Annotated in this window: 17 protein-coding genes; 12 read left to right on the top strand and 5 right to left on the bottom strand. The window is 58.1% G+C overall.

What is annotated here, in order from left to right:
• The 4 genes from LZ005_RS21075 to LZ005_RS21090 all read left to right on the top strand — a co-directional run.
• On the top strand, nt 1–936 hold a 936-nt coding region (locus LZ005_RS21075; protein WP_237810497.1), incomplete at its 5' end, for a tetratricopeptide repeat protein.
• A gap of 33 nt (nt 937–969) precedes the next feature.
• Entirely contained in the window at nt 970–1,224 is a 255-nt protein-coding gene (locus LZ005_RS21080; protein WP_237810498.1) for a hypothetical protein, read from the top strand.
• A gap of 2 nt (nt 1,225–1,226) precedes the next feature.
• A complete protein-coding gene (locus tag LZ005_RS21085; protein ID WP_237810511.1) occupies nt 1,227–2,255 on the top strand; it encodes a tetratricopeptide repeat protein in 1,029 nt (342 codons plus the stop codon).
• A gap of 783 nt (nt 2,256–3,038) precedes the next feature.
• Nucleotides 3,039–3,494: a DUF6396 domain-containing protein gene (locus LZ005_RS21090; RefSeq protein ID WP_237810513.1), complete on the top strand. Its 456-nt coding sequence runs from the start codon at nt 3,039–3,041 to the stop codon at nt 3,492–3,494.
• A gap of 76 nt (nt 3,495–3,570) precedes the next feature.
• Here the strand turns inward: LZ005_RS21090 and LZ005_RS21095 are convergent, their stop codons facing one another.
• Nucleotides 3,571–4,602 carry a hypothetical protein gene (locus LZ005_RS21095; protein ID WP_237810515.1) on the bottom strand — a complete coding sequence of 344 codons (1,032 nt, stop codon included), beginning with the start codon at nt 4,600–4,602 and terminating at the stop codon, nt 3,571–3,573.
• A gap of 291 nt (nt 4,603–4,893) precedes the next feature.
• On the opposite strand from LZ005_RS21095, the gene LZ005_RS21100 reads away from it, so the two are divergent.
• The 7 genes from LZ005_RS21100 (at nt 4,894) to LZ005_RS21130 (ending at nt 15,661) form a co-directional block, all read left to right on the top strand.
• Nucleotides 4,894–7,881: a TonB-dependent receptor domain-containing protein gene (locus tag LZ005_RS21100; protein ID WP_237810523.1), complete on the top strand. Its 2,988-nt coding sequence runs from the start codon at nt 4,894–4,896 to the stop codon at nt 7,879–7,881.
• A gap of 23 nt (nt 7,882–7,904) precedes the next feature.
• Nucleotides 7,905–9,158 (top strand): M14 family metallopeptidase, encoded by a 1,254-nt coding sequence (locus LZ005_RS21105; RefSeq protein ID WP_237810525.1) that lies wholly within the window; start codon nt 7,905–7,907, stop codon nt 9,156–9,158.
• Entirely contained in the window at nt 9,151–10,734 is a 1,584-nt protein-coding gene (locus LZ005_RS21110) for an amidohydrolase family protein (protein ID WP_237810533.1), read from the top strand. The genes LZ005_RS21105 and LZ005_RS21110 overlap by 8 nt, the downstream gene beginning before the upstream one ends.
• Before the next feature lie 126 nt (nt 10,735–10,860).
• A complete protein-coding gene (gene tssE / locus LZ005_RS21115; protein ID WP_269106915.1) occupies nt 10,861–11,319 on the top strand; it encodes a type VI secretion system baseplate subunit TssE in 459 nt (152 codons plus the stop codon).
• A gap of 9 nt (nt 11,320–11,328) precedes the next feature.
• Complete coding sequence (tssF, locus tag LZ005_RS21120; protein ID WP_237810557.1) at nt 11,329–13,134, top strand: type VI secretion system baseplate subunit TssF; 1,806 nt, start codon at nt 11,329–11,331, stop codon at nt 13,132–13,134.
• Nucleotides 13,098–14,168: a type VI secretion system baseplate subunit TssG gene (gene tssG / locus LZ005_RS21125; RefSeq protein WP_237810565.1), complete on the top strand. Its 1,071-nt coding sequence runs from the start codon at nt 13,098–13,100 to the stop codon at nt 14,166–14,168. The genes tssF and tssG overlap by 37 nt, the downstream gene beginning before the upstream one ends.
• 197 nt (nt 14,169–14,365) lie before the next feature.
• Entirely contained in the window at nt 14,366–15,661 is a 1,296-nt protein-coding gene (locus LZ005_RS21130; RefSeq protein ID WP_237810567.1) for an acetyl-CoA hydrolase/transferase family protein, read from the top strand.
• Between the two features lie 18 nt (nt 15,662–15,679).
• Here LZ005_RS21130 and LZ005_RS21135 read toward each other — a convergent pair whose 3' ends face one another.
• The 3 genes from LZ005_RS21135 to LZ005_RS21145 form a co-directional block, all read right to left on the bottom strand.
• The gene (locus LZ005_RS21135) at nt 15,680–17,233 is read right to left on the bottom strand and encodes a DUF2875 family protein (RefSeq protein ID WP_237810569.1); all 1,554 of its coding nucleotides are present in this window, start codon (nt 17,231–17,233) and stop codon (nt 15,680–15,682) included.
• A gap of 134 nt (nt 17,234–17,367) precedes the next feature.
• Nucleotides 17,368–19,551 (bottom strand): DUF3274 domain-containing protein, encoded by a 2,184-nt coding sequence (locus LZ005_RS21140; RefSeq protein WP_237810571.1) that lies wholly within the window; start codon nt 19,549–19,551, stop codon nt 17,368–17,370.
• 10 nt (nt 19,552–19,561) lie between these two features.
• Entirely contained in the window at nt 19,562–22,201 is a 2,640-nt protein-coding gene (locus LZ005_RS21145) for a type VI secretion system Vgr family protein (RefSeq protein ID WP_237810573.1), read from the bottom strand.
• Nucleotides 22,202–22,394: 193 nt separating this feature from the next.
• Between LZ005_RS21145 and LZ005_RS21150 the strand changes: the two genes are divergently transcribed.
• Complete coding sequence (locus tag LZ005_RS21150; protein WP_237810575.1) at nt 22,395–22,859, top strand: hypothetical protein; 465 nt, start codon at nt 22,395–22,397, stop codon at nt 22,857–22,859.
• 6 nt (nt 22,860–22,865) lie between these two features.
• On the opposite strand, the gene LZ005_RS21155 is transcribed toward LZ005_RS21150, so the two are convergent.
• Nucleotides 22,866–23,288, bottom strand: a complete 423-nt coding sequence (locus LZ005_RS21155; protein ID WP_237810583.1) for an SRPBCC domain-containing protein — start codon at nt 23,286–23,288, stop codon at nt 22,866–22,868.
• Nucleotides 23,289–23,453 lie beyond the last annotated feature (165 nt).

A 23,453-nucleotide genomic window follows, 5' to 3' on the forward strand; every position in this document is an offset into this window, starting at 1 on the left:
CTTGCCCTGCACACGATGCCGCCGGGCTTGTATGAATTTGATGTGAATGGACCGATTCCGACTTGCGGACGTTGGAAGGAGACCATGCCGAGACAGAGGGATCCTGACGCCTATAGGTTTTACATCAAGGCGAGGGATCTGTGGCGAAGTAATTTCGAATATCTGCTTTCTAGGGATCAGCTCGCGAGCGTCCTTCGCGACGTTAGCTTAGCTGCCCAGCGCGGTGATTGGGGCGCGCGCGCGACTCTCAGCCATTTCTATATCAACGGACTCGGCCAACTTGAGATGAACAAGGTCCTTGAGCCAGACGCGTCTAAGGCTGTCGAGATTTATCGCGCCGCGGTTGCCGCTGGCCAGGCATGGGGCTTTTATGACCTGGGCGTTGCGTACGAACATGGGTACGGCGATGTGCCGGTGGACTCAAAAATAGCATGGGCCTATTACCTGAAGGCTGCGGAACTTGGGAGTCCAGAGGCGCAGATGGCGTTGGCGCAAGCCTATCGAGATGCCAAGCGTTGGAACGCGGAAGAAACGATGCAGATGTGCGCTTACAAACAAGGCCATGGTCCGGCGGCTGAGGAATTGGGCATGAATGCGCGTACTCAGAGGCGCCATGTCGCGGCTTTCAAGTTTTATCAAGACGGTGTGCGCTTCGGCAATGATCGCTCAGCAATTGCACTGGCAATTCTATTTGGCGAAATGGATTGGCGTCACCTGAAGGTTGAGGCGCAACGCGAACGAAGAGAACTTGACCTCGCCCCCGATTCTGAACGAGAGAAGCGATATTGGGAAATTGGCAAAGCGCTAGAAATTAATCCGGACCTCCGTTTGACCAGAATTGACAATGTCCTGCCAATGCCGCCAGCCGCGCTACCGACGTGGAAAGGGATCGAAAGCGCTCTTGAGTTAGAGCGTGACGGCCCCGTTTCCTACTGAAATAGCGACACAGTACTTCGATGGAAGTGGAACATGGCGATGGAGGGTGAGCTCAATGTCCTCAGTGAAGCCAAGGACGTCGCTTATGAACTGCGTCGTGTTCTCTTCCATCAGTGCACTGGCAAAGACAGTCCGCCACAGTTCGAAGACTTGGGGGAATTCTTTGCCCAATGGTGTAAAAAAATGAAGGAAAACCGGTTAAGAATGATCGGCGATGCACCTTCCGCATTCAACGGAAAAGTAGTTTCTTTCACTGTAAGAGCGGAACCCGGGTCTCCGGATATTTAGTCATGGTGCCCTTCTCGTCTCGTTGGATTGCCGTCACCATCCTCGTCTTCAGTGCGATTCTTGGCAAAGATTTTGGCCGACAACATTTGGAGTACAGTGCCATGCACACCACGCCGTCCGGATTGCCGGAGTTCGATGTGAACCGTCCGCTCCCGATCTGCGGTCGCTGGAAGGAGACAATGCCAAAGCAGCGGGATGTTAACGCTTATCACATTTACATGCGTGCCAGAAGACTGTGGCATAGCAACTTCGAATATCTTCTTTCAAAGGACTCACTCGCGAGTGTCCTTCGTGATGTGTCGACAGCGGCTCAGCTTGGCGACTGGGGGGCGCAAGCGACACTCAGCGATTTCTATATTCACGGGCTCGGGCACCTTGAAGTCAACAAAACTCTGGAACCTGACTCATTCAAGGCTGTTGAGATCTATCGTGCTGCTGTTGCAGCGGGACAAGCATGGGGTTTCTTTAACCTTGGAGTTGCTTATGAATACGGGTACGGCGATTTGACCATGGATACGAAGATTGCATGGGCCTATTACCTGAAAGCAGCAGAACTTGGGAGTCCTGAAGCGCAGATGGCTTTGGCTCAGGCTTATCTGGAAGCGAAGCGTTGGGACGCGGCGACGCTGATGCAAATGTGCGCTTACAAACAGGGCCATGGCCCAGCAGCTGAAGCATTAGGCATGCAGGCCGAGGTCCATAGGCGGTACGAGGAGGCGCTCAGGTTCTATCAAGACGGAGTTCGGTTCGGTAATAAGGACTGTGCCAACGCATTATGGATATTCTTTGACGAGGGTGCGTGGAAAGGGCTGAGTCCAGAAGTTCAATTGGAGCGCAAGGTGCTCGGGTTAATTCCCGATTCTGCTCGAAGAAAACGGTATCGAGAAATTGCGCTTGCACTAGAGGTTGATCCTGATCTTCGCTTTGCACAGATAGACAAATTCTTGCCAATGCCGCCAGCACCTCTGCCGGCATGGAGGGGAATTGACGATGCGGTGGAGCCAATGTCAGAGGCACCACCCACTTACTGAAGCGCGCGGTACTTTGGCTACTGCACATTTTGGCGATTCCTATGTCACTAACAATGATTGCAGTTGGCTATAAGGCTGACCATTAAGAGACTGTTGATTGGCGACAACTTTCTGCGGTGGTATCCGAAGTACTCTCGCTAACGGATGGTTCAGGTATCGCCGCAGATCCATCAAGGGGGCCAGCAGCGAAACTCGCCAACGCTTAATCTAGTCGTGTACTCCAATTATTCCCGCAGATTATTCTTCCTCGTCATCGCTATTGTCGCGATTGTGGGCGCACATCTTCTCCGACAACAATTGGCCGACCTTGCCCAGCACACGATGCCGCCGGGACTGTATGCATTCGATGTGAATGGACCGATTCCGACTTGCGGACGCTGGAAGGAGACCATGCCGAAACAGAGGGATCCTGACGCCTATAGCCTTTACGTCAAGGCGAGGAAGCTGTGGCGAAGTAATTTCGAATATCTGCTTTCTAGGGATCAGCTCGCGAGCGTCCTTCGCGACGTTAGCTTAGCTGCCCAGCGAGGCGATTGGGGCGCGCGCGACTCTCAGCCATTTCTATATCAACGGACTCGGCCAACTTGAGATGAACAAGGTCCTTGATCCAGACGCCTCTAAGGCTGTCGAGATTTATCGCGCCGCGGTTGCCGCTGGCCAGGCATGGGGCTTTTATGACCTGGGCGTTGCGTACGAACATGGATACGGCGATGTGCCGGTGGACTCAAAATAGCATGGGCCTATTACCTGAAGGCTGCGGAACTTGGGAGTCCTGAGGCACAGATGGCGTTGGCGCAAGCCTATCGAGATGCCAAGCGTTGGGACGCGGAAGAAACGATGCAGATGTGCGCATTCAGGCAAGGCCATGGAACGGCCGCATATAAGCTAGGCATGCACGCAGAAGCGCTTAGGCAACACATGGAGGCTTTTAAGTTCTATCAAGATGGTGTTCGATTTGGTAGCGAGGACTGCGCCAACGCATTGTGGATACTCTTTGACGAAGATGACTGGAAGAAGCAAAGGGTGGAAGTGCAAAGAGCGCGCCGTCAGCTTGATCTTGCCCCAGATTCTGAGCGAACGAGTCGCTACTTGGAAATTGCGAAAGCCTTGGGAATCAATCCTGACCTCCGTTTGACTCAAATAGACAAGGTGCTGCCGATGCCACCTGCACCGCTTCCGGCATGGCGAGGAATTCAGGACGCGCTAGAGGCTGGGTCTGACCTCCCCCCAGCATACTGAGGCCTGCACAGTCTTGCTTATTTACTGCCTCAGAGTAGCTGGAACCGTCCAGATCTCCGGAACGGTTCCGTCGCATTTACTTTGAAGCCGTCGATCGCTGGTGCAAATAGCTGATGGCAAATGGAATGAGCATCGGGTAGAGCCCCCACACTGCACGCCCGTCAACGCGCACGCACAGGGCGGCATACAGCGGGGGCAGGGCCATCAGAAGGATGAGGGACTTCAGCGGGGCGAGTACTGGCGGTGCTTTGCGCCAGCCCAGCAGCGCAAGCGGGAACACGACGCCAATAGCCGCGGCAATCGATGCCAGCGAGCGCACGTCGGCCAACGCCGCCAGCACAACGGCGAAATGCGGTACCCAGGTGTAACTCGGCAGGCCGGGAATCAAATACCAGCGGATGGAAACCAAGCACAGGCCTGCGGCCCCTAATGCGGCGATTCCTGGCAGGAGGGCGATGCGCCGCATGGCCACAAGCCAGACGAGCAGCAGGATGTTCTCTTCGCGAATGAGCGTGCCCACCAGACCGGCAATTGCCGCCAGCCATGGCTGGCCCGACAGGACGCCGAGGACAAAAAAGGCTCGCGCGCACACAGAACCGGGGTCGGTGAGCAAATAAGGTGCGTACCAAAACGTCGGGACGGAAAGAATAAGCAGGCCCCCCGCCAGTAGGGCTCGCGATTTGTCCATGCCAATGCGGGCCGCCGACAGTGCGATGGCAAAGGCTGCCGCCGACACGGCCAGCCAATTCAGAAGTGCAAAGTTGTTACGAACGTCGCCCGGGAAAAACGCCGCAAGGCTCGGCACCAAAATTCGATATGGAAATGGGGCGCGCAATTCTGTCGCCGGAATTTCACCGCGAAAGAAGCGTGCCGTATTGAAGTACGCTAAGGAATCTTCCACCGTTCCGCCCCAACGCGACCACATGACGGCCAGCGCGAGCATTGAGAATCCAATAAAAACCGTGATCCAGAATCTGGTGGGGAATTGTGCTGCTTGTGGGGCAGGCACTGCCTGACTAAACGCGGAATTGAAATAAGCCTTAAGCATCAGCGGCGAGGGATTCGTATCGTTCAAGAAGGCAATAGTATACGCCTTCCAATGTTGCAATCATTCTCCTGATTGTCGCCAGTTCACACCGCGATGTAACAATTCGAGCGCGCGCTGCCACTATCTCGTTTGGCAAGCGCTGCGTTGCGTGAATTCCACACGATCTTCCGTTGCCTCATCTGTCCGTCAATACGCGCGGAATTCCCCCTCTCACAGAGGGGAAACCCTGAAAAATTTCTACGAAGAATTCTGTAGCTATGAAAGCCGGTTATGTCTCATGATCAAATTGGAAATGTAAATTGATTATGAGCTAGAGCAGAATTGATTCAGATCAATAACTATGGGGCAGCTATGAAGAAGATTCGATCCGCGACTTTCACCATCCTCGCCTCGACCGTTCTGTCCACGGTCGACAACCCGGCCCAGGCCCAAACCACGCCGCCGCAGTCGGGCGGCGATTCTGGCGCGCAAATTCAAAACGTGACGATCACCGGCTCGCGTATTGTCGGCGCCAGGTCTCAGGAAGCATTGCCGGTGACGGTCATCGACTCGACCCAGATCTCTGCCGTGGGCAGTGTCTCCGGCGATGATCTGTTCCGTTCGCTGCCCCAGGCTGGCGATGTGAACTTCCAGGAAGCGCGTACCACGGGTAACCTCAACGATGCGCGGGGTGACAATGCGTCGATCAATCTTCGTGGCGTCGGCACCGGCAATACGCTGGTGCTCGTCAACGACCGCCGTCTGATTCTGACCCCGGGCGCGCAGACCGAGAATCTGGTGCCGGTGCAGACCGCCAACACGAACTCGCTGCCGGTGGGGGCCGTCGGCCGGATCGAGGTGCTGCGCGATGGCGCGGCCGCCCTGTATGGCTCGGATGCAGTCGCGGGCGTGGTCAACGTCATCACCGACAACAAATTCAAGGGCGTAAAACTGCAGGGCCGTTATGGCTCGGCCAAAGGCACGGAAGAGAAAACCGGGGCCATCAAGGCCGGCATGGACACCGAGGGCGGCGGCAATATCCAGATGTTTGCCAGCTACATGAACCGCTCGGCGCTGATGGCCAGCGAACGCGCGTTCTCCTCCAGCGAAAACCACATGCCGACGATGGTCGGGACCGACTGGGAAACCGACACGGGCTTCGATAACCGCTCGACCAGCTCGCCCTGGGGTTCTTTCACGGCGGTCAACGCCGCGGGCGCCACGGCGACGGTGCGTCAGGGCGCGAATACGCTGACCTCTTCGGGCGCTTTCCACATCGAGCCGACCAGCAACACGGCGGGCGGCTGCTCCAGCAGCGTCATCAATGGCAACCTGTGTCTGCGTAGCGGCGGCATCACCGGCACGGCCGACCGTCCGCTGCGCTACGATGAGAATCCGGACCGTTCGATCCGCGGCGGGCTTGACCGTTTCAATGGTTTTGCCAGCTTCCGCCAGCCGATCGGCGACAACGAAATGTTCGGCGAAGCCAATTACTACCATGCCAAACTGGACGGTCAGCGCGAACAGTCGGCGCCGATTTCGAGCGCCGTCATCACGATTCCCGCTTCTAACTACTGGAACCCGTTCGGCCCCAGCACCAGCCCGAATCGTCTGCCCAATCTGACCGGTGTGCCGGCGGAAGGCCTGCCGATCCGCATCACCAGCTACCGCCCGGTCGATACCGGCCCGCGCACCTTCACCGTGTCGGACAATATGGCGCGCGGCCTGCTCGGTATCCGCGGCGACCTCGGTAAATTCAAGTGGGAAAGCGCGGTGTCCTATGCGCGTGCCCGGACTGATGACAACACCCACAACGCCATCAGCAACACGCTGTTCCAGCGTCAGCTGGCGCTGAACACCCCGGACGCCTACAACCCCTTCAATGGCGGCACCCAGGGCGATTACTCGCTGGGCGACGGCACGCCGAATCCGGCCTCGTCGGTCAAGCCCTTCCTGGTGGAAGTGCACCGTATCAGCGAAACCAGCCTGGCAACCTGGGACGCGCGTTTCTCGACGCCCAAGCTGTTCAATCTGAAGAGCGGCGATGTGGGCCTGGCCGCCGGTGTCGAATGGCGCCGCGAAACCTATAGCGATAACCGCGATGCCCGTCTCGACGGTACCACCAAGTACACCGACTCCGTCACCGGCAAGACCTATGACACCGACGTCATGGGCGCGAGCGCATCGCCGGACGTAAGCGCGCACCGCTCGGTGATTGGCGCCTACGCCGAACTGGCCGTGCCGCTGGTCTCGCCGGAAATGGCCGTCCCCCTGATCAACTCGCTCGACCTGCAGATCGCCGGCCGTGCCGAGCATTACTCGGACTTCGGCAGCGTGACCAAGCCGAAGGTGGCCGCGCTGTGGGAAGTGATGCGCGGCGTGCGCATGCGCGCTTCGTGGTCGCAGAGCTTCCGCGCACCGAACCTGCCGCAGTTCTACAGCGACGGTACTTCGGTGTCGAATACCCGTACCGACTGGGCCGCTTGCCGTCTGAACGCGGTCACCTGCGCGGGCACGTCGACGCTCGAAGTGCGCTCGGGGAATAATCAGCTGAAACCCGAGAGCTCGGAAAACATGACGGCCGGCTTCGCGCTGCAGCCGTTCAAGTGGATGAGCGCCACCTTCGACTTCTGGCAACTGAAGTCGGATGGCGTGATCGGCATCCTGGGCGGTCAGAACCAGCTGCTGTACGACTACTACCTGCGCCTGAACGGCAGCTCGAACCCGAACGTGGTGCGTCAGGCGCCGGTCGGCACCCAGGTGATTGGCACGGTCGACCGCGTCAACGACAACTACTTCAACCTGGGCCCGCGCACCATGCGTGGCTGGGATGCGACGGCCAACTTCGACAGCGGCACCACCACGGCCGGCCGCTTCCGCTTTGGCGCCAGTGTGGCCAAGCTCGTCAAGTTCTACCAGTCGCCTTCGGACGTTCAGCAACAGCTGATGGATGCCAACAATGCCGGCAAGCTCGGTACTGGCATCGCGATCACCCAGGCGGGCGATCTGATCGGGCAGGGCGCCAATCCGCGCTGGCGCGTGTCGGGTAACCTGACCTGGAATCAGGGTCCGGTCACCGTGGGGATGAATGTCAATAGCGTCGGTTCCTACTACGACACCGGCAGCGCCCTCGTGAACGGTCAGTACTACAAAGTGCCGCGCTGGACGACGGCCAATGCCTACGCCGAACTGCGCATGGCCAAGGATGGCACCTGGCTCGGCGGTACGGACTTCCGCATCGGCGCGCGCAACCTGTTTGACAAGGCGCCGCCGATCACCTCGTCGAACTATGGCTTCAATGGCGCGCTGCATGACGCCATCGGCCGCTTCATCTACGTCGAACTGTCGCGCACGCTGTAAGCGCCGTCCAAGGGAGCTTTAGCATGCAGATCAGGAATCACAAGGGCGCCAGTGTGGCTCGTGCGCTGGCCTTCCTTGGGGCCATGGCCGGCTACGCCATCACGGCGCAGCCCGCCTTGGCCGCCGCAGCCGCCGCGGTCCGAAGCAGTTGCAGCGACGAGGTCACCACGATTTCCGGTGACTTTGAAGCGGCCGCGTATGCGCGTTGCGAGGTCGTCAAGCGCGGGCAGTTCAAGCTGACGATCGCGCCCGAAGATGGCAAGGTCACCAATTGCAGCCCGTGGTACGCGTTTGAGCTCAATAGCAGCCAGAGCCAGGCCGTATCGATCGAGCTGGACTACGCGAGCTGCGGCCACCGTTACCGTCCCAAGTTCCGCGTCGATGGCGGTGACTGGCAGGCCCTGCCGCTGCAGGATGTGAGCGTGGAAACCGCCAAGGGCAAGACCTCGGGCGGCGGCAAACCGATCCAGAACGCGACGCTGCGCCTGAATCTGCCGAAGGGCAAAGTGCAAGTGGCGGCGCAGCCCTTGTTCCTGACGAAAGACCATGCGGCCTGGCTCGACCGTGTGTCGACCCTGCCGAGCGTCAGCCGCAGCCTGCTCGGCAAGTCGCGCGAGGGCCGGCCGATCGAGCGGATCACCATCCGCGAGCCGGGCGAGTCGCCGGTGCGCCATGTGGTGCTGACCGGCCGCCAGCATCCGCCCGAAACGACCGGGGCGATTGCGATGCAGGCGTTTATCGAACGTCTGCTCGAAGATGACAGTCTGGCGCGCCGCTATCGCACGCGCTATGCCACCGATGCCGTGCCGCTGCTCAATCCCGATGGGGTGGCGCGCGGGCATTGGCGCCACAATCTGGGCGAGCTCGACCTCAATCGCGACTGGGGCGGCTTTACCCAACCCGAGACCCAGCTGATGCGTGATCTGCTGGCCAGCCTGAGCCAGCCCGATGGCCATCGCCTGCGCCTGTTCTTCGACTTCCACTCGACCCATCACGACACGATCTACACCTTGACCGACGATCAGGTGACGAGCCCGGCCGGTTTCACGGCCAAGTGGCTGTCGACTTTCCAGGCCATGATTCCGGAGAAGAAGCTGCGCATCGACCCCGGCTACAACCGTGGCTTGCCCACCTCCAAGACCTGGGTCTACGAGGCCTACAAGATGCCGACCGCGACCTATGAAGTGGGCGACGAGACCAACCCGGCCGAAATCCGCCGCGACGCCCGCGCCGGTGCCGAGGCCATGATGCTGACACTGCTGGCAATCGATGAATAAGTCCATCTTTCTTGGTGCGCTGGCAGTGATGGCTGGCTTCGCTCAGGCCGCCACGCCGCCCATGTATGACCTGCTGATCGTGAATGGCCGGGTGTTCGATGGCGACGGCCGCGCGCTTGAGGGCGCGGAAATCGCCATCCAAGGCGATCGTATCGTTGCCGTGGACAAGGGTCTGTCGCAGCGGGCAAGCGCGCGCCGCACGATCGATGCGCGCGGCATGATTGTCGCACCGGGCTTTGTCGATCCGCATACGCATGCGGCTGCGGCGCTCACCGCACCGGAGGCCGCCAAGCGCGCCAATCTGGCCTGGGCTTTCCAGGGCGTCACCACGGTCGTCGTTGGTAACGATGGCGATGGCCTGGCCGATCCTGCGCGCGCCACCGCGCCCACGGGTACCAATTACGCTTTCCTGAGCGGCTTTGGTCGCGTCCGGCGCGAGGTGATTGGCGAAGTGGACCGCGCGCCCACCGCGGCCGAGCTGACCCAAATGCAGCAGGCCGTGGCGCGCGATATGTGCGCCGGTGCGCTCGGCTTCTCCACGGGCCTGTACTACGCCCCACAAAGTTTCGCGGCAACACCGGAAGTGATCGCCTTGGCCAGCGTAGCGGCCAAGATGGGCGGCTATTACGACACCCACCTGCGGGTGGAAGGCAACACCTCAATCGGCGTGCTCGGCGCGCTGGACGAGGCGCTGGAGATCACCGAAAAGGCCGGGCTGCCGCTGCACGTGGCGCACATCAAGGCGCTTGGTCCGGCCGTCTGGGGCAAGGCCGAGGCGATGATCGAGCGCATCGAGAAGGCGCGCGCCAGTGGGCGCAATGTGACGGCGGACCAATATCCGTGGGACGCCTCGGGCACGCGCGTGTCGAGCGCCTTGCTGCCGCGCAGCGCCGTCGATGGGGGCATGGAAGCGATGCGCCGTCGCCTGGCGGATCCGGCCAAGGCTGCCGAAATCGAAGCCGCGATCAACGACAACATCGGCAATCGCGGCGGAGCTGATCGCCTGCTGGTGACTGGCATCATCGGCAATCCGGGCGTGGCCGCTGGCAAGACGCTGGCACAGCTCGCGAGCGAAGCGGGGTCGACTCCGGCCAAGGTGGCGATGGACATTCTGCGCAAGGGCGACGCCAATCTCGCGTCCTTCAACATGAGCGCAGAAAACATCAAGGCCTTTGCCTACAAGGACTGGGTGGTCACCGGTTCGGATGGCAGCACCGGCCATCCGCGCATGTATGCCTCCTTCCCCAAGGCCTGGAATGATCTTGTCCGCGAAGGCAATATGAGCATCGGCCGCTTCATCGCCCGCAGCAGTGGCGACACGGTCAAGGCCATCGGCCTGGAAGGGCGCGGCTTTTTGCGCAGCGGCCTGGCGGCCGATATCGTGATTCTCGATCCGGACCTGTTCAAGGCCGTCGCGACCTATGTCAACCCGACGGCACTGTCGGCCGGCGTGCAAACGCTGATCGTCAACGGTGTCGCCGTGATTGAGAACGGCAAGTACACGGGCGCGCTTCCCGGTAAGCAGCTGAAGAAGACCCAGACCAGCGCCCAGTGCGGCACCGTGCCCAATCCTTGAGCCCAGTCGCCCCGCAAACAAAGCCCCGCATGTCGGGGCTTTTTTGTTGTCGCGCAATTCTCGATATTTCTGGACGTCAATAATGACCTCTCCTGAGTGCCAACACCGTTCAAGCGGGGCGCATCCATGTCGAGATTTGTACGCGGTCTGTTTGACCGAATCAGCGATGACTGCCTTGACGATCGGCCTTTGAATCTGGAGGCTTCGCGGCGCTGGATTACGGCCGATCTCGAGGCGCTGCTTAACACCCGCTCGGCCTATTCTGCCGATGCCCTGGCCGACTATCCGGAAGTGGGCGCCTCTGTCATGAATTACGGCCTGATCGATTTCGCTAACAAGTGTTTGACCAGCGACACCGATCAGCGTGCCATTTGCCAGGCGGTGCGCCTGGCGATTGAGCGGCATGAGCCCAGGTTGAGAAAGGTGTCGGTCTCGCTGCAGCCGAAGAAGGGCGGCATCAATCGGATGGACTTCGTGATTACGGCGGAGTTGAAGGGCTTTCATGAGGCCGAGCGGATGCAATTCAATGCCACATTCCAGCCGTCCTTGCAGCGTTATTCGATCGAGACGTTTCGTCAGGTGTAAGGGGACGCCATGGATGCACTCTTAGGCCAGTATGAGCGGGAGCTCGCGCGCTTGCGTGTTCTGTGTAGAGAGTACGCGGAACGCTATCCGAAGATCGCCGCCAGACTGAGGATGGATGGCGATGCCTGCGATGACCCGCATGTGGAGCGGCTGATCGAGGCGGTGGCGCTGATGAGCGCACGGATATCCCAGCGACTCGATGATTCGGTTCCCGAGTTCACGGAAGCGCTACTCCATCAGCTATATCCTCATTATCTGCGGCCATTTCCGTCCTGTGCGATTGCACGTTTTGTCGGAGAGGGCGGCGCTGGGGCCACACATGCTGTTGCGCGCGGCACGCGGCTGGATACCACGCCACATCAAGGCCTGCCTTACACATTTACGACGGCGTATTCAATTGCGCCATCCCCGATCTCGATTCTCGCCGCTGAATTCCATCTTGGTATGCCCTCGGATTTGCCGATCGAGGACGATGCTGATGCCAGCATCTCTCTGCTGCTGAAAGTGTCCGAGGAGGCGCGGGCGACGCGCCTCTTTATCGACGGCGATGCTTCGTTTTCCGCCGCGCTGCGTGACGCGCTGTTTATGAATGTAGCGAAGGTCTATGCGCAAACGGAACCCGATGGCCCGTGGCGAGCGCTTTCCTCTGTGCCACTGAGGCCGGTGGGTTTTGAAGAATCGGATGCCTTAATTCCATTTGAGGCCAAATCCGAGATCGCCTATCGTCTTTTAACGGAGTACTTTGCCTATCCTGAGAAATTCAATTTCTTTGATCTCGATGTCGGCGAGGTGATTCGGACGCACGCTGCTGTAAATGGACAGCTTGGCCTGCGATTGATCTTGAAAGGCATTCGAGGCGATTCGCCGCGCGCGCGCTTGCTAAGTGGGCTGTCGTCAAGGAATCTTCTGCTCGGATGCACGCCTGTGGTAAATCTATTCAAGCGCCCGGGCGTGCCGCGTGTTGTCGACCTGCGGGCGACGGATTGCGCTCTCCTGGCCGATAACGCACGGCCGGAAGCCTATGAAATCTATTCCGTCGACCGGGTCGCGCTGATGCCGACGCACGCAAAGGGCAATGCCGTCGTCGAGTTTCTACCTTTCTATGCAAACAGCCATAGTGTCGGCAACAACGGTAAGGGGCACTATTGGCTAATGCGGCACGACGATGCGCTGCGCGTATGCAGCCCCGGTCACGAGACATCACTTTCTCTTGTCGGGCTGGAGGGCGAACCGCTTGAATTTGAAAGCCATGTTCTTTCCGTCGAGCTCAGTTGTACGAATCGTGATCTGCCCAGCGACATGCAGTGCGGCGCGCCGGAAGGGGATCTGTTCATTCCCGGAACAAAAGGCCCGGATCAGATTCGATTGATTCGCCGGCCCGCCAAGGCGGCGCGATTCGCCCATTCTGGCGATTCGCATTGGCGATTGATTTCGCATTTATCCTGCACGCACCAGACCCTGATGCAAGCCGGTGTCGAGGGATTGCGCGAGATACTGAGTTTGTATGACATCGCCCAGTCGAGCATCTCTCGCCGCATTATTGGCGGCATCCGAAGTCTGCATGCTTCGCCGAGCAGCACGTGGATGCGATTTAAGGGCAATGCGGTACTGGTTTTTGGCGTGGAGGTGCGTGTAACGGTCGATGAAGAAGCGTTTGCCGGAACCAGCATTCACCTCTTTGCGCAGGTCCTCGACTTTTTCTTTGCTCAGAAAGTGGCGCTCAATACCTTTATCGAGCTGGTCCTGCTTTCCCACCAAACAGGAAAGGAAGTCTACCGATGCCAAGCGCGCTCCGGAATGCAGAGCCTTCTCTGATCAGCCGGCTGGAATTGGCGCCGTACCGCTATCCATTCTTCCAGCTTATTAGCCTCCTTCTGCGCCATCTGGCTTTACGTGGCGTTCCTTATGAGAGGGCATTTGACGGCGTCATCCGGTTTCGAAATTCCTTATCGCTGACTTTTCCCGCGAGTGAAATTCAGAGTCTTGTTATTGAGCTCGACAATTCGGAAACCACAGGCTTTATCAAGGGGCTCCACATCACCCCCGCCTTCATCGGTTTGCTGGGCGTGATGGGTAGCTTGCCCTTGCACGATACGGAGCGCCTGCTTGGAATTGAGCGCGAGGGGAGGGGCACCGGGGAATATGAATTGGTCAATCTGGTATCCAACCGGATGATTGGTCTTTTCTACGAGGCGCAAGGGAAGTACCGCGTTGAACATAGCCTGCAGATTCAGGGAATAGATTCTTTGCTGCCGAAGCTGGCCGCATTGGCTGGTTATGATGGCGGCGGTTCGAAATCGCCTTTGTTGCCAATGCGAGTCATGGCCTTCTATGCCGCGCAGCTCAGGTCGCGTCCATTATCGAAATCAAGCATGGAACGCATCTTGAGTGAATCGCTCGGTGTCACCGTCTCAGTGGAGTCCTTTGCCGGAACCTGGGTGCCAATTCCGGAAACACAGCGGTCGGATTTCAGCGCCCGGCCGCTGCGGCTTGGATTCGGCGTCCCGCTGGGGAAAAGAATCTGGCGTTGCGATACGAATGCCGTGTTACACATTGGTCCGGTCGACGAGGGGTACATGCGCGCGTTCTTCCCCGGTGGCGATTCGTTATCGCAGCTTTCGGCATTAATGGCGCTATTTGCGGTGCCAGGAATAGCGTTCGAGGCCAAATTACACCTGCGGCCTTCGTGTATTCGTCCAATCGTTCTGAGCCGACTACAGGGAAAATCACAGCGCCTGGGTTGGAACACATTTCTGACGACGCAGCCAGGCGTCAGCCGCAAGCCAGAATTGCGACTCAATCTCGATGACCTAGGGCTCAGGGATGCGGTCGGGTTGAGTGCAATGTAAATACTTAATTGATTTGCACGTCAGGTCACGGTAAGGCGGATCGTGAACAATATGCCCGGTTCAGTTGACCGGGCTTTTTATTGCCTGCGTCCCGGGAGTGTGTCCGCCAATCCCTAGTGAAGAGCATGCCAAGGCAGTCCTGATAGCGCATGCCGGCTACATTTCCGCCAAATATAAAGAGACAAAGCAGAGAACACATGAGTCATTTAGAAATTTATCGTTCCAAACGCTGTGATCCAGAAACCGCTGTCGCGCTCGTGCGTGATGGTGATGCGATTGTCGTACCGACTGGCGCCGGCGAACCGCCAGCGCTGCTGACGGCGCTGTCGGATCGCCGAAAGAGCCTGCATGGCGTATCGATTCACCAGATTTTGGCAGTAAAGAAGTTTGGCTACTTTGATCCGGAAACCGTCGACCATATCCGACATTCGGCCTTCTTCCTTGGCGGGGCCTCGCGCACCGGCGCCCAGCAGGGCTGGTGTGACGTCATTCCCTCGCACTTTTCGGAAATCCCCAGCTTGATCCGGCGGCGCGAGGTGAAGGCGGATGTTGTCTTTGCGCTTGCCTCGCCGATGGACGAAAACGGCTATTTCGCCTTGGGTCTTGGTGCTGATTACACGATGGCCGCTGTCGAGATGGCGCGTACCATTATTTTGGAAGTCAATCCGAATGTGCCTTATACATTTGGGAAGTGCCATGTTCACGTGTCGCAGGTGAGTGCGATTGTTGAAAGTGAAGCACCCGTGCTCGAAGTCGGCATGCCGGTGATTGGGCCCGTGCAGGAGGCAATTGGCAGCTATGTGGCCGATCTGATCGAGGATGGCTCGACGCTGCAAATCGGCTATGGCGGGATTCCGGATGCCGTCGTTATGCAATTGCGTGGCAAACGCAATTTGGGCATCCACTCGGAAATGATCGGTGATGGCATTCTGTCGCTGGTGGAAGCCGGAGCCGTGGATGGCAGCCGCAAGCAGTTTGATGTGGGCCGCATTATTGGCACCTTTGCCCTCGGTTCGGCGCGGCTCTACCAGTTTATGAATCGCAATCCGAATCTGGAAATGCATCCGTCGGATTACACGAATGACCCTTACCTGGCCGGCCGCCAGCCAAAACTCGTGGCGATCAATGCCAGCCTGCAGATTGACCTGATCGGCCAGTGCGGCTCCGAAAGTCTGGCCCACGCCCCGTATTCCGGCACCGGCGGCCAGAGCGATTTTGTCCGGGCGGCCAATCGCTCCGAGGGCGGCAAGGCGTTTATCGTCCTGCCATCGACAGCGAAGAACGACACGCTATCGCGCATTGTGCCGGTGCTGAGTCCAGGCACGCATGTCAGTACCAGCAAAAACGATGTCAATTATGTGGTCACGGAATTTGGCGTCGCTCAATTGCGTGGTAAGACGCTGCGCCAGCGTGCCGCCGAGTTGATCTCCATTGCCCACCCGGATTTCCGTGCCGAGCTTCGCGCGCAGGCAAAGAGTCTGGGACTGATGTGAGGGCATTAGCGTTTTCATTCAGGGATGTGCGTAATCGTCGAGGTTAATGGCCGGCATAACGCGATTGGTCAGATCGGCGCGCTTGCGATTGGCATCATTCGGCGGGCTGATGAAAACAATGCTGGCACCATCCGGGTCGCGCAGATTGATTACAGCGGACACGCCGCCTTCCTTCACGCTACCAAGAACGCCAATCGCTGCGCCAACAAAGAATGTCGCAGCGCCGGTATTGCCGATGCGGTCCTGCATATCGATGAATTGGGAGGTCTTAGAGGTGTCGATGGCAGGGCCGCCGCTTTGCGCGTAGTCGTGCAGCAGCCGATGGAGCAGGATGCTCCCATCCTTCTTCTCGCCGGTCGCGGCAATGACACGCGCAGGACCATGCTTTCTTTCCGATTCGGGCAGGGTGAGCAAGGCTTGCTGCCAGCCTTGATTCAATAATTTGGCCCGGTCGTCTATGTGGTGGACGGCTTTTCCCTGCGCATCCTGGTATTTCACGAAAACGGGCCGATGCAGATAGCCGAGCGTGGGAAGGCGATCGAAGGCACTGAGTTGTTCGCGTGTCCAAGGAATCGGAAACCAGGGAGTTGGCTTCCAATCCTTAGGCGGCCCTGGCTTGAACAGCCCGCCGCGAGGCGCGGTCTGCGCAAACTTTGCCGCCGCTGGCAGCCATTCTTTGACCATAGGTTGGTTGCGCCCAGCCCAGGTACTTGAGATCAGCTTTGGCACTTTTTCGGCGACATCGTAATAGAACATTCGCAAACGATCATTGCAGTAATTATTCTGTGGGTCATCCCAGACATACGGGCGGACTGGATCGACTCGCTCGCGCCTTGCTAGGACAAATGCCGCCGCTGAGTCCGGCATACTTGGAATACTGTATCCTTCTTCAATAAGTCTTGGCGTTCTTGGTAGACGCGATTGATCCCGCATACTCGTACTGTCAGCGGAGGATACGATGACGTATGGTAGGTCCGGATGCGAGTCCATGAAGTCAAATACGTCCGCCAATAGTTGATCAGGTGAATCAGCTTCCCGCCATGGCCCTATCACAATCAAGTGGAAGGCCAACCCCATTTGCTCTGCGCCTGAAATTGGTCCTGCTAATGGCTCATCGTATTCATTGGCTCGAAAATCCGGGTTCGCGGGAGTGCTGCCTGCATACATTGACGGGACATTCCATAAATAAGGGGTGAATTTGACGGCGTTCTCGATGGCATCACTAATCCTGCCGCCGCTCAGACCCAGCTTATCCATCCGTGTCCAAGGGTATTTCTGCGGATCTTGTTCGCGAATGCTTGTATGCGCGCTGCCGCGTGTAAGAGCATCCCAGACTTTGTCCTGGCGATATTTTTCTATCGTCACTCCAAGACTAATTACTTCCAAAACATACTCGCGCTGCGACTCGTTTGAGTTTCTCATCGTCGGTCCTTTCGCGCCGAATTCGCTTTTTCCGGATTCCCGTTTTTCTTCAAATACGGAGATTCCAAATCCATCAACGCCCAGTGCGTGTCCGATTGCCATTAGCGCAAACACGGCTGTTGCTGAAACCCACTTTCTCGCATTGCCCATTTGAGTCTCCTATTTCGAAGGCACGAGAGCGACTCAAATGACCCGCTTTCGTTGAATTTCATACAAACACCCCTGTAAAGTGGATCGTGTCAATTAGAAGGGAGTGGAGGCGAGTTTTGTGAAAAATTACGTGCCTACGTGTCGGCAACTTGTCGGCTGGACGATTCGAGAATGACAATTTTCTGAAGCGAATTGGTTGGAAGTTGCAGATCACTCGGCAGTTCGCCAGTCGTGTAGTAGCGAACGTTAGCGTAGATCAGGGCTTTCCTCGTCGGATCCTCCGATCTAAGGAAGTCGAAATACTCGTGTTCGAAGGATTGCAGTGTTGGCATTCCTTGGCGCTGGAGTTGAATTCTTTCGGCGCTTTTCAGTCTCCAATCTGCGACAGCACAGAGATACGCATAAAACTTCGGGTCGCTCGATGCTTTGCCTTGGCCGATCGCGATGTCATAGGCAGTTACGAATCGGTGGTTATATTCACTGCCAATAATGCAGCCATGGAAGGACTTGGGCGCTGACTGGTTCTGCCACCTAAGGCGAGCTTCGTCAGCACATTCGCCAACCAATATTGACAACCCTTCCGACGATACTGAACCCTTATAAAATCTGCGGTGTTGTCCGGGCTTGTTTCCCTCTGGGTCGCGCTCTCTATTGTGTTGGTCTTCCAGTGCCTTGAGTTCGGCTGGAGAGAGGGGCTCCGATTCCCGAAAGATAACTTTTCGTTTTTTCGGGTCAGGAAATAGAAAGCGCTTGGTCTCGTATCCCAATAAGGTTGATGCAGCGATTGCCGCGTCGATTGGATCGACAGATTCTTCGGGTCCTCTTCTTCCTTTTATCTCGCCGCCCTTGAGGTCAGGAACAACTGGCCTCTTTAATGGCGGTGCATTAATTGTCCTGATCCCGCGTCTTTGAACTCCCGGCGTTGTCTCATATCGATTAATTGGCCAAGACGCTTCCTCCAAATCGGCGCGCGCAGTTCGGTTAGCTGGATGCACGTGGGCAAACTCGTCCTCACCTTTCAATTTCAGCGGGAAATCTTCAGGGCCGACTCCGACCAGCACTGGCGAAGGCGATGCTCCAGGTCTGGTGGCTCTGAGCTTCATTGTGAAGACGCGCTGATAGAATTTGTCGCCCAAATCCTTGAGTGGCGTACGCCATCTGGTGACGGAGCGCTCTATCTGTGTGGGCTCAAGTCTATTTCTACTCGGACGTGCTTCAACCAGTGTTTCGCTTTGGTAGTCGGGGACTCCCTGCCAACCAATGCCCTGTACATTTTTGAGTGCAACCGTCATGTCTTCTGGGCAGAAATACAGATAGACGCAGCCGCGGTTATCTCGGTCTGCGTCGGCTGACCAGCCGTCGCCAACCGCGCCATGATGTTTCTTCTGGTTTGTTAGAGAGGAGAATTCGGGCTCGGAATGCGCGTTCTCCCTGACCCCACGAACGATATTCACCAGCGTCTGTAACCTGGCATGAAAAGTCTGTCGTCCTGACAGCCGATCGTAAAGCTCGGCCGTCATCTGTTCATCTTCCCCTCCAGCTGACGGTGTGAAGGCGCCGGCGGCAGTCCATTCATCCACCAGGCTGTAGGGTGGATGGGTCAGGATCAGTGCGTCGGCAGGGCGCTTCTTTCTGTCCAATAGTAGCGCTTGGGCCAGGAGCGAAATCATGCAGCCCTGGCTATGGCCAATGATCGAGACCGTGTCGTCCTTGTCGTAATCGCGAATCATTTCAATGAGGGCGGCAAGCCTTTCCGCGGCAAGCACCATATACATTCGACCCGGGCCGCCCTTTAATGGACGCAAAGGGTCTTGTGCAAGATCGGCAAAGGGCGATGCACCGCGATTCCACATATCCGCAATGGAGCTAGTGGCGTTTACGAAGGGGCCACCTTCTTTCGATAAATCTTTATCCAGTCGATTACCATAGCGATCAATGTTTTGTCCATTGAAGTTTTTTGCTAACCGCTTCGTTTCGCGGAATCCCCAATAGAAGGGAATGATCGGACTGTTGGTGGTCTTGTCGATCGTCCGATGGTAGAAAACTGCATCCGGATCATCGATCACATGATTCGCATCCTCAGCGGTTGGCATCCGATAGCGCGCAGGCTGAAAGCCTCGCCGCAGGCGATCGGCCAGACCCTGCAACACGCCGCGTTCGATAGCGTTATAGCTCGTCCCCGTGTCATTGACTCCGTGGACAATGATGATGTTTCCGGGTTGATTGCGTCTGACTAGCACCTTTTTATGCGATCGCTCGCTTTCGACCATGACGGTCTCCGCGCTCCCTGCGTCTATCGGAAATTTCGGGTACGGCATCTCTGATCTCCTAGTCCTCATTCGACCGTGTGTGCGTGCACACAATCGACAGCGCGCAGTCTCTTTCGATCAGTTGGGACTGGGCCTGATCATCGGTTTCAATCTTCTCGGTGCTCCCATCGCTGAATGTCAAATAGAGCGAGCGGTTAGGCGCTGGGTTGGGACGCAGATCATCGGGTACAGCCTCGCCCGAATCATCGAAATAGGTCGCAATTCTTCGTTGCGCACGCTGACCCGTGAACGTCGGCAGTTCAGCAGCCAGCGTGGCGGCATCCGTGAAGCGAAATCCCGGTGCTTTGAATTGCAATTCGTGATTGCTACCCAGTGTGATCCCGCCGTCCCCGACCTTGATGAAGCTGCCGTCCTCGGCGATGATTTCGATGGTCTTTGCCATTGCACGCAGTCGGCCGTCTGAGGCAGTCAGGTAGAGGGACTTCGCGGAATTGATCCGCGTGTCATCTGCCTGGCTCTGGAGAATCAGCTCGCCGTGGTGGGCAATTGCCTTCAGTCCGCCGCTGTGGGCAAACATCGAAATACCCTGGCCCGCATTAAGTGCGTATTTTTGGCCGGCTGCGAATTGCAGATGATATTGGGCGACTGTGTCGATAGATCGGGCGGCATAAGAAACCAGCGATTGTTGGGACGTGATGCTGATTCCGTCGGGGGCGCTAATCGCAATCATTGGTTTGCCACCCCCTTCACCCTTGGGCGCCACATTGCTACCGTTCTCCCAGGCTTTGCAGCTGTTGTATAACTTGCGCTGGTCCTCCAATTGATTGGCGACTGCGCCATGCTCACCTGCATAGTCGCCAAGCGAGCGGAAGAGTTCGAGGCATTCTTCCATCAGGTTCAGGCACGCCTGCCGATCCATCTGCTTTCGGCTCAGGTTCTTCCACGCACTGATCAGCATTCCCTGCTTGGCGCGCAGAGCTATGCTCGCTTCGCTGCGCAGTTCCGCGCCTTCGCCGCGGGGGAGGGCTTCGCGCTCACTTCTCGGGGTGGTCAGATAGCCGAGGTTCAAGGCGCTGTCGGCATGGTCGCTGTTCAGTTGGGCACCGATTTGAGCAGGTGTGTCATCAAACAGCACATGATTGTGCCGGCCACCATGCAGTTCGCGACTGCGGATGCCAGACAGGGGCGCTGTGTGGGGCAGGGGCCAGGGCGGCAGCTTGTCGGCGTTGTACAGCGCGCCGATCACGATCGGGTGATCGATGTTCCCGTTCATGAACATGACGGCGACTTCTTCACCGACGCGGGGTAGACGGATCTGCCCAAATGCGCTGCCAGCGGCGGGGCTCATCACACGAATCCAGGGCGAGCTGTTCTGATTGTGCTGACCCAAGCGATCCCAATGGAACTGGATCTTAATGCGGCCCAATTCGTCGGTGTGGATTTGCGCGCCTTCGGGACCGACCACCACGGCCGTCTGGATGCCCATGTAAATTGCTGGTTCGCTGTTGTAGTGCAGGCCAGGGCGCCAGCGTATGTCTTTGCGGGCACAGATGAAGCTGTTGTCGTAAAGTGCACGTTCACCTGCGCCCGTCTGGTAGTTATTGCTGACCTCGTGATCGATGGCGATGATCAGGTAGTCGCGCTCTGCGATGCTCGGGCGGGCCGCTTCACCTGGCTGATAGGACCGCTGTTCGCCGCTGAAATGGCGACCGAGTTTGAAGCTGCGACCTGGCGTCAGATTACGGTGATTGCTTTGCGCCTGGAAGAATTGTCTGTCCTTCTCGAGCGCCTCCATGTCTTGCTGGGCACGGCGCCGGCCTTCGTCATGGGTTTTGAAGCCATCGGCGCCCGCATCCGCATAGACCGCGTGCTGATAGACATCGCCTTGGTCGCTCTGCGCTGCGTACTCCGCCCACTGGCTGACAGGATTCTTGTAGTCGATGCTGGCCAGTGTCACCGCGCCCGGCCCCAGGCGGCGCAAAGCTGACCATGCGCGGATGCCATCGGCCTCTGCCGCGCCGCTGGCATCGCGAAATTCGATGGTGCAGCAGTCGTCGTCCGTCTCAATGGCGTTGGATAGCAGACTTTGATCTGCCAGCATCAGCGTGTGGCCGTCGATGCGGTGTTCGTACCAGTAATACCAACCGCGCGCTTCCCAGCGGCGGTGCAAGTGGTTGTAGTCTGTCTCGTTGTACTGATTGGCACAGCTGATCCTGGCGTCCTCATCCACGAGTCGCATTTTCCAGTCGGCCTGTGCATAGTGCGCAAAGGTTTCTTCGGTGATCGTACGGACGGTCTTGCCCAGGAACGAGACATTGTCCTTGCGCAGCCGTGCGAGGGCCAGCCAGGGCTCCAGCACCATGCGATAGAAAGCGAAGCCGCCATCGGCGCGCAGGAACTGGAATTCCGTCACATAGCCATTGAAGTGGCGCAGGCTGCCGTCCTCTCGTACCAGCGATATCGTGGCCATGCGTCCCATCAAGGCTTTGAGCGGTATTCGCGCGTCGTCTGATAGCAGTTCGCATTCATAACGGAAGCAGCGCGATATTTCCTCATGCGCGCTCAGCGTCTGTGGCAGCAGCACGGCGCTGGGTCCGTCGCCTCTGGGGAAGGTCAGGCGCAGCAGACGATTGTCCTGGGCAGCCTCGGAGAAAATCGACAGCGCATGCGCCAAGGCTTCTATCGAATGTGTTCCCATCGTCGCGTCCAGGTAAAAGGGGAGGTTGTGCCGCGTACGCCAACTTACCTTTGCCGTCGCAAAACTCGTTGACTGTCGTCAACAAGCCTGCAAAGCCGAGAATTGCGGGGAAATGGCAGCTCTGTTCTGGCTTTTGTTTTTTCATCCCCCCTGCTAAGCTCGCGCGTGTGAAATCCTCAACGTGGAGTTGAACATGCAAGTGCAGCGCATCAGCGGCGTGGAAGATGGCCTGGCCGCCGCCAGTCACAAGAAAACGTCCTCGGGCGAGGGCTTTGCCGCGGCCATGCAGGAAAGTGCCGCCAAGATTGACGCAGCGAGCGAACTCGAGGCCTACGTGAAGATGACGCCGGCCCAGCGTCTTCGCTGGCAAATTCTGCAGAAGTTGGGCATTACGGAGGAGGAGCTGGCGGCCATGCCGCCGGAGAAGCGCAAGGTCTACGAGGAAAAGATCCGTGAGCTGATGGAACAGGCGATGAAGCAATCTGGCAAGAAGGACCCGCAGCAGCAGGCTGCCCCCGATGCCGCAACGGCGCCAGTGCAGGTCGCGCAAGCGCAGCCGCAGACAGTGAATCCGGCCACGGCGGATCTGTTCGATCTACTCTGCGCCAGCCGTAGCCTGCAGCCGCCGCCGGATGCGGAGCCGCACACGGCCGCTTAGCCCGCGCTAGGCGCCGAGCACTTCCTGCGTCAGCCGGTCGAGATTCTGCTCGTTCGACGGCTGCAGGATATGGGCCGCGTTCTCGGCGAACGCATCATTCTCAATCGCTTGCTCCCAATGCACGCGGGTGCCGCCCGCGCAGGGCTCTAGCGCAATCGTCAGTCGGAACACCGGTTCCGACACGTGCTGGATCACCATCCGCTCGGGCGCGCTCACTTCCAGAAACAGGCTCTCATTCGGATAGTTCTTCCCGTCCGGACCGTGCATCGTGAAGGCCCAGCGCCCGCCCGCACGCAGCTCGCACACCTCAAAGGTATTGCTGAAACCAGCCGGTCCCCACCAGCGCGCCAGGCGCTCGGGATGGCTCATGGCGGCGAAGACTTGCGCCGGTGTTGCGGATATGACACGCGTATGTGCAAAAGTTTTCATCAGTTCGGTCCTCAGCGGTTCGCCACAAGCTTGTCATTATGCCAGCGCTTGCCGGCCGCGCCGGTTTGCTTGCCAAATTGTGAAATCGGCGCAATCGCCCTTGGCGTGCGGCCTGGGCGGCATCGCCATATGTATTTTTGCCTTAAATGTAAGTGTAAGTAAGTA

Origin of the sequence: Massilia sp. TS11 (assembly GCF_022012445.1) — a bacterium.
Lineage (GTDB): Bacteria > Pseudomonadota > Gammaproteobacteria > Burkholderiales > Burkholderiaceae_D > Telluria.

Coding starts and splice junctions, on each gene's coding strand:
- LZ005_RS21100 (WP_237810523.1), top strand. CDS start 4,894: ATGAAGAAGATTCGATCCGCGACTTTCACCATCCTCGCCTCGACCGTT.
- LZ005_RS21155 (WP_237810583.1), bottom strand. CDS start 23,288: ATGAAAACTTTTGCACATACGCGTGTCATATCCGCAACACCGGCGCAA.
- LZ005_RS21150 (WP_237810575.1), top strand. CDS start 22,395: ATGCAAGTGCAGCGCATCAGCGGCGTGGAAGATGGCCTGGCCGCCGCC.
- LZ005_RS21110 (WP_237810533.1), top strand. CDS start 9,151: ATGAATAAGTCCATCTTTCTTGGTGCGCTGGCAGTGATGGCTGGCTTC.
- LZ005_RS21080 (WP_237810498.1), top strand. CDS start 970: ATGGCGATGGAGGGTGAGCTCAATGTCCTCAGTGAAGCCAAGGACGTC.
- LZ005_RS21105 (WP_237810525.1), top strand. CDS start 7,905: ATGCAGATCAGGAATCACAAGGGCGCCAGTGTGGCTCGTGCGCTGGCC.
- LZ005_RS21090 (WP_237810513.1), top strand. CDS start 3,039: ATGGCGTTGGCGCAAGCCTATCGAGATGCCAAGCGTTGGGACGCGGAA.
- tssE (WP_269106915.1), top strand. CDS start 10,861: ATGTCGAGATTTGTACGCGGTCTGTTTGACCGAATCAGCGATGACTGC.
- LZ005_RS21130 (WP_237810567.1), top strand. CDS start 14,366: ATGAGTCATTTAGAAATTTATCGTTCCAAACGCTGTGATCCAGAAACC.
- tssF (WP_237810557.1), top strand. CDS start 11,329: ATGGATGCACTCTTAGGCCAGTATGAGCGGGAGCTCGCGCGCTTGCGT.
- LZ005_RS21085 (WP_237810511.1), top strand. CDS start 1,227: ATGGTGCCCTTCTCGTCTCGTTGGATTGCCGTCACCATCCTCGTCTTC.
- LZ005_RS21135 (WP_237810569.1), bottom strand. CDS start 17,233: ATGGGCAATGCGAGAAAGTGGGTTTCAGCAACAGCCGTGTTTGCGCTA.
- LZ005_RS21145 (WP_237810573.1), bottom strand. CDS start 22,201: ATGGGAACACATTCGATAGAAGCCTTGGCGCATGCGCTGTCGATTTTC.
- tssG (WP_237810565.1), top strand. CDS start 13,098: ATGCCAAGCGCGCTCCGGAATGCAGAGCCTTCTCTGATCAGCCGGCTG.
- LZ005_RS21140 (WP_237810571.1), bottom strand. CDS start 19,551: ATGCCGTACCCGAAATTTCCGATAGACGCAGGGAGCGCGGAGACCGTC.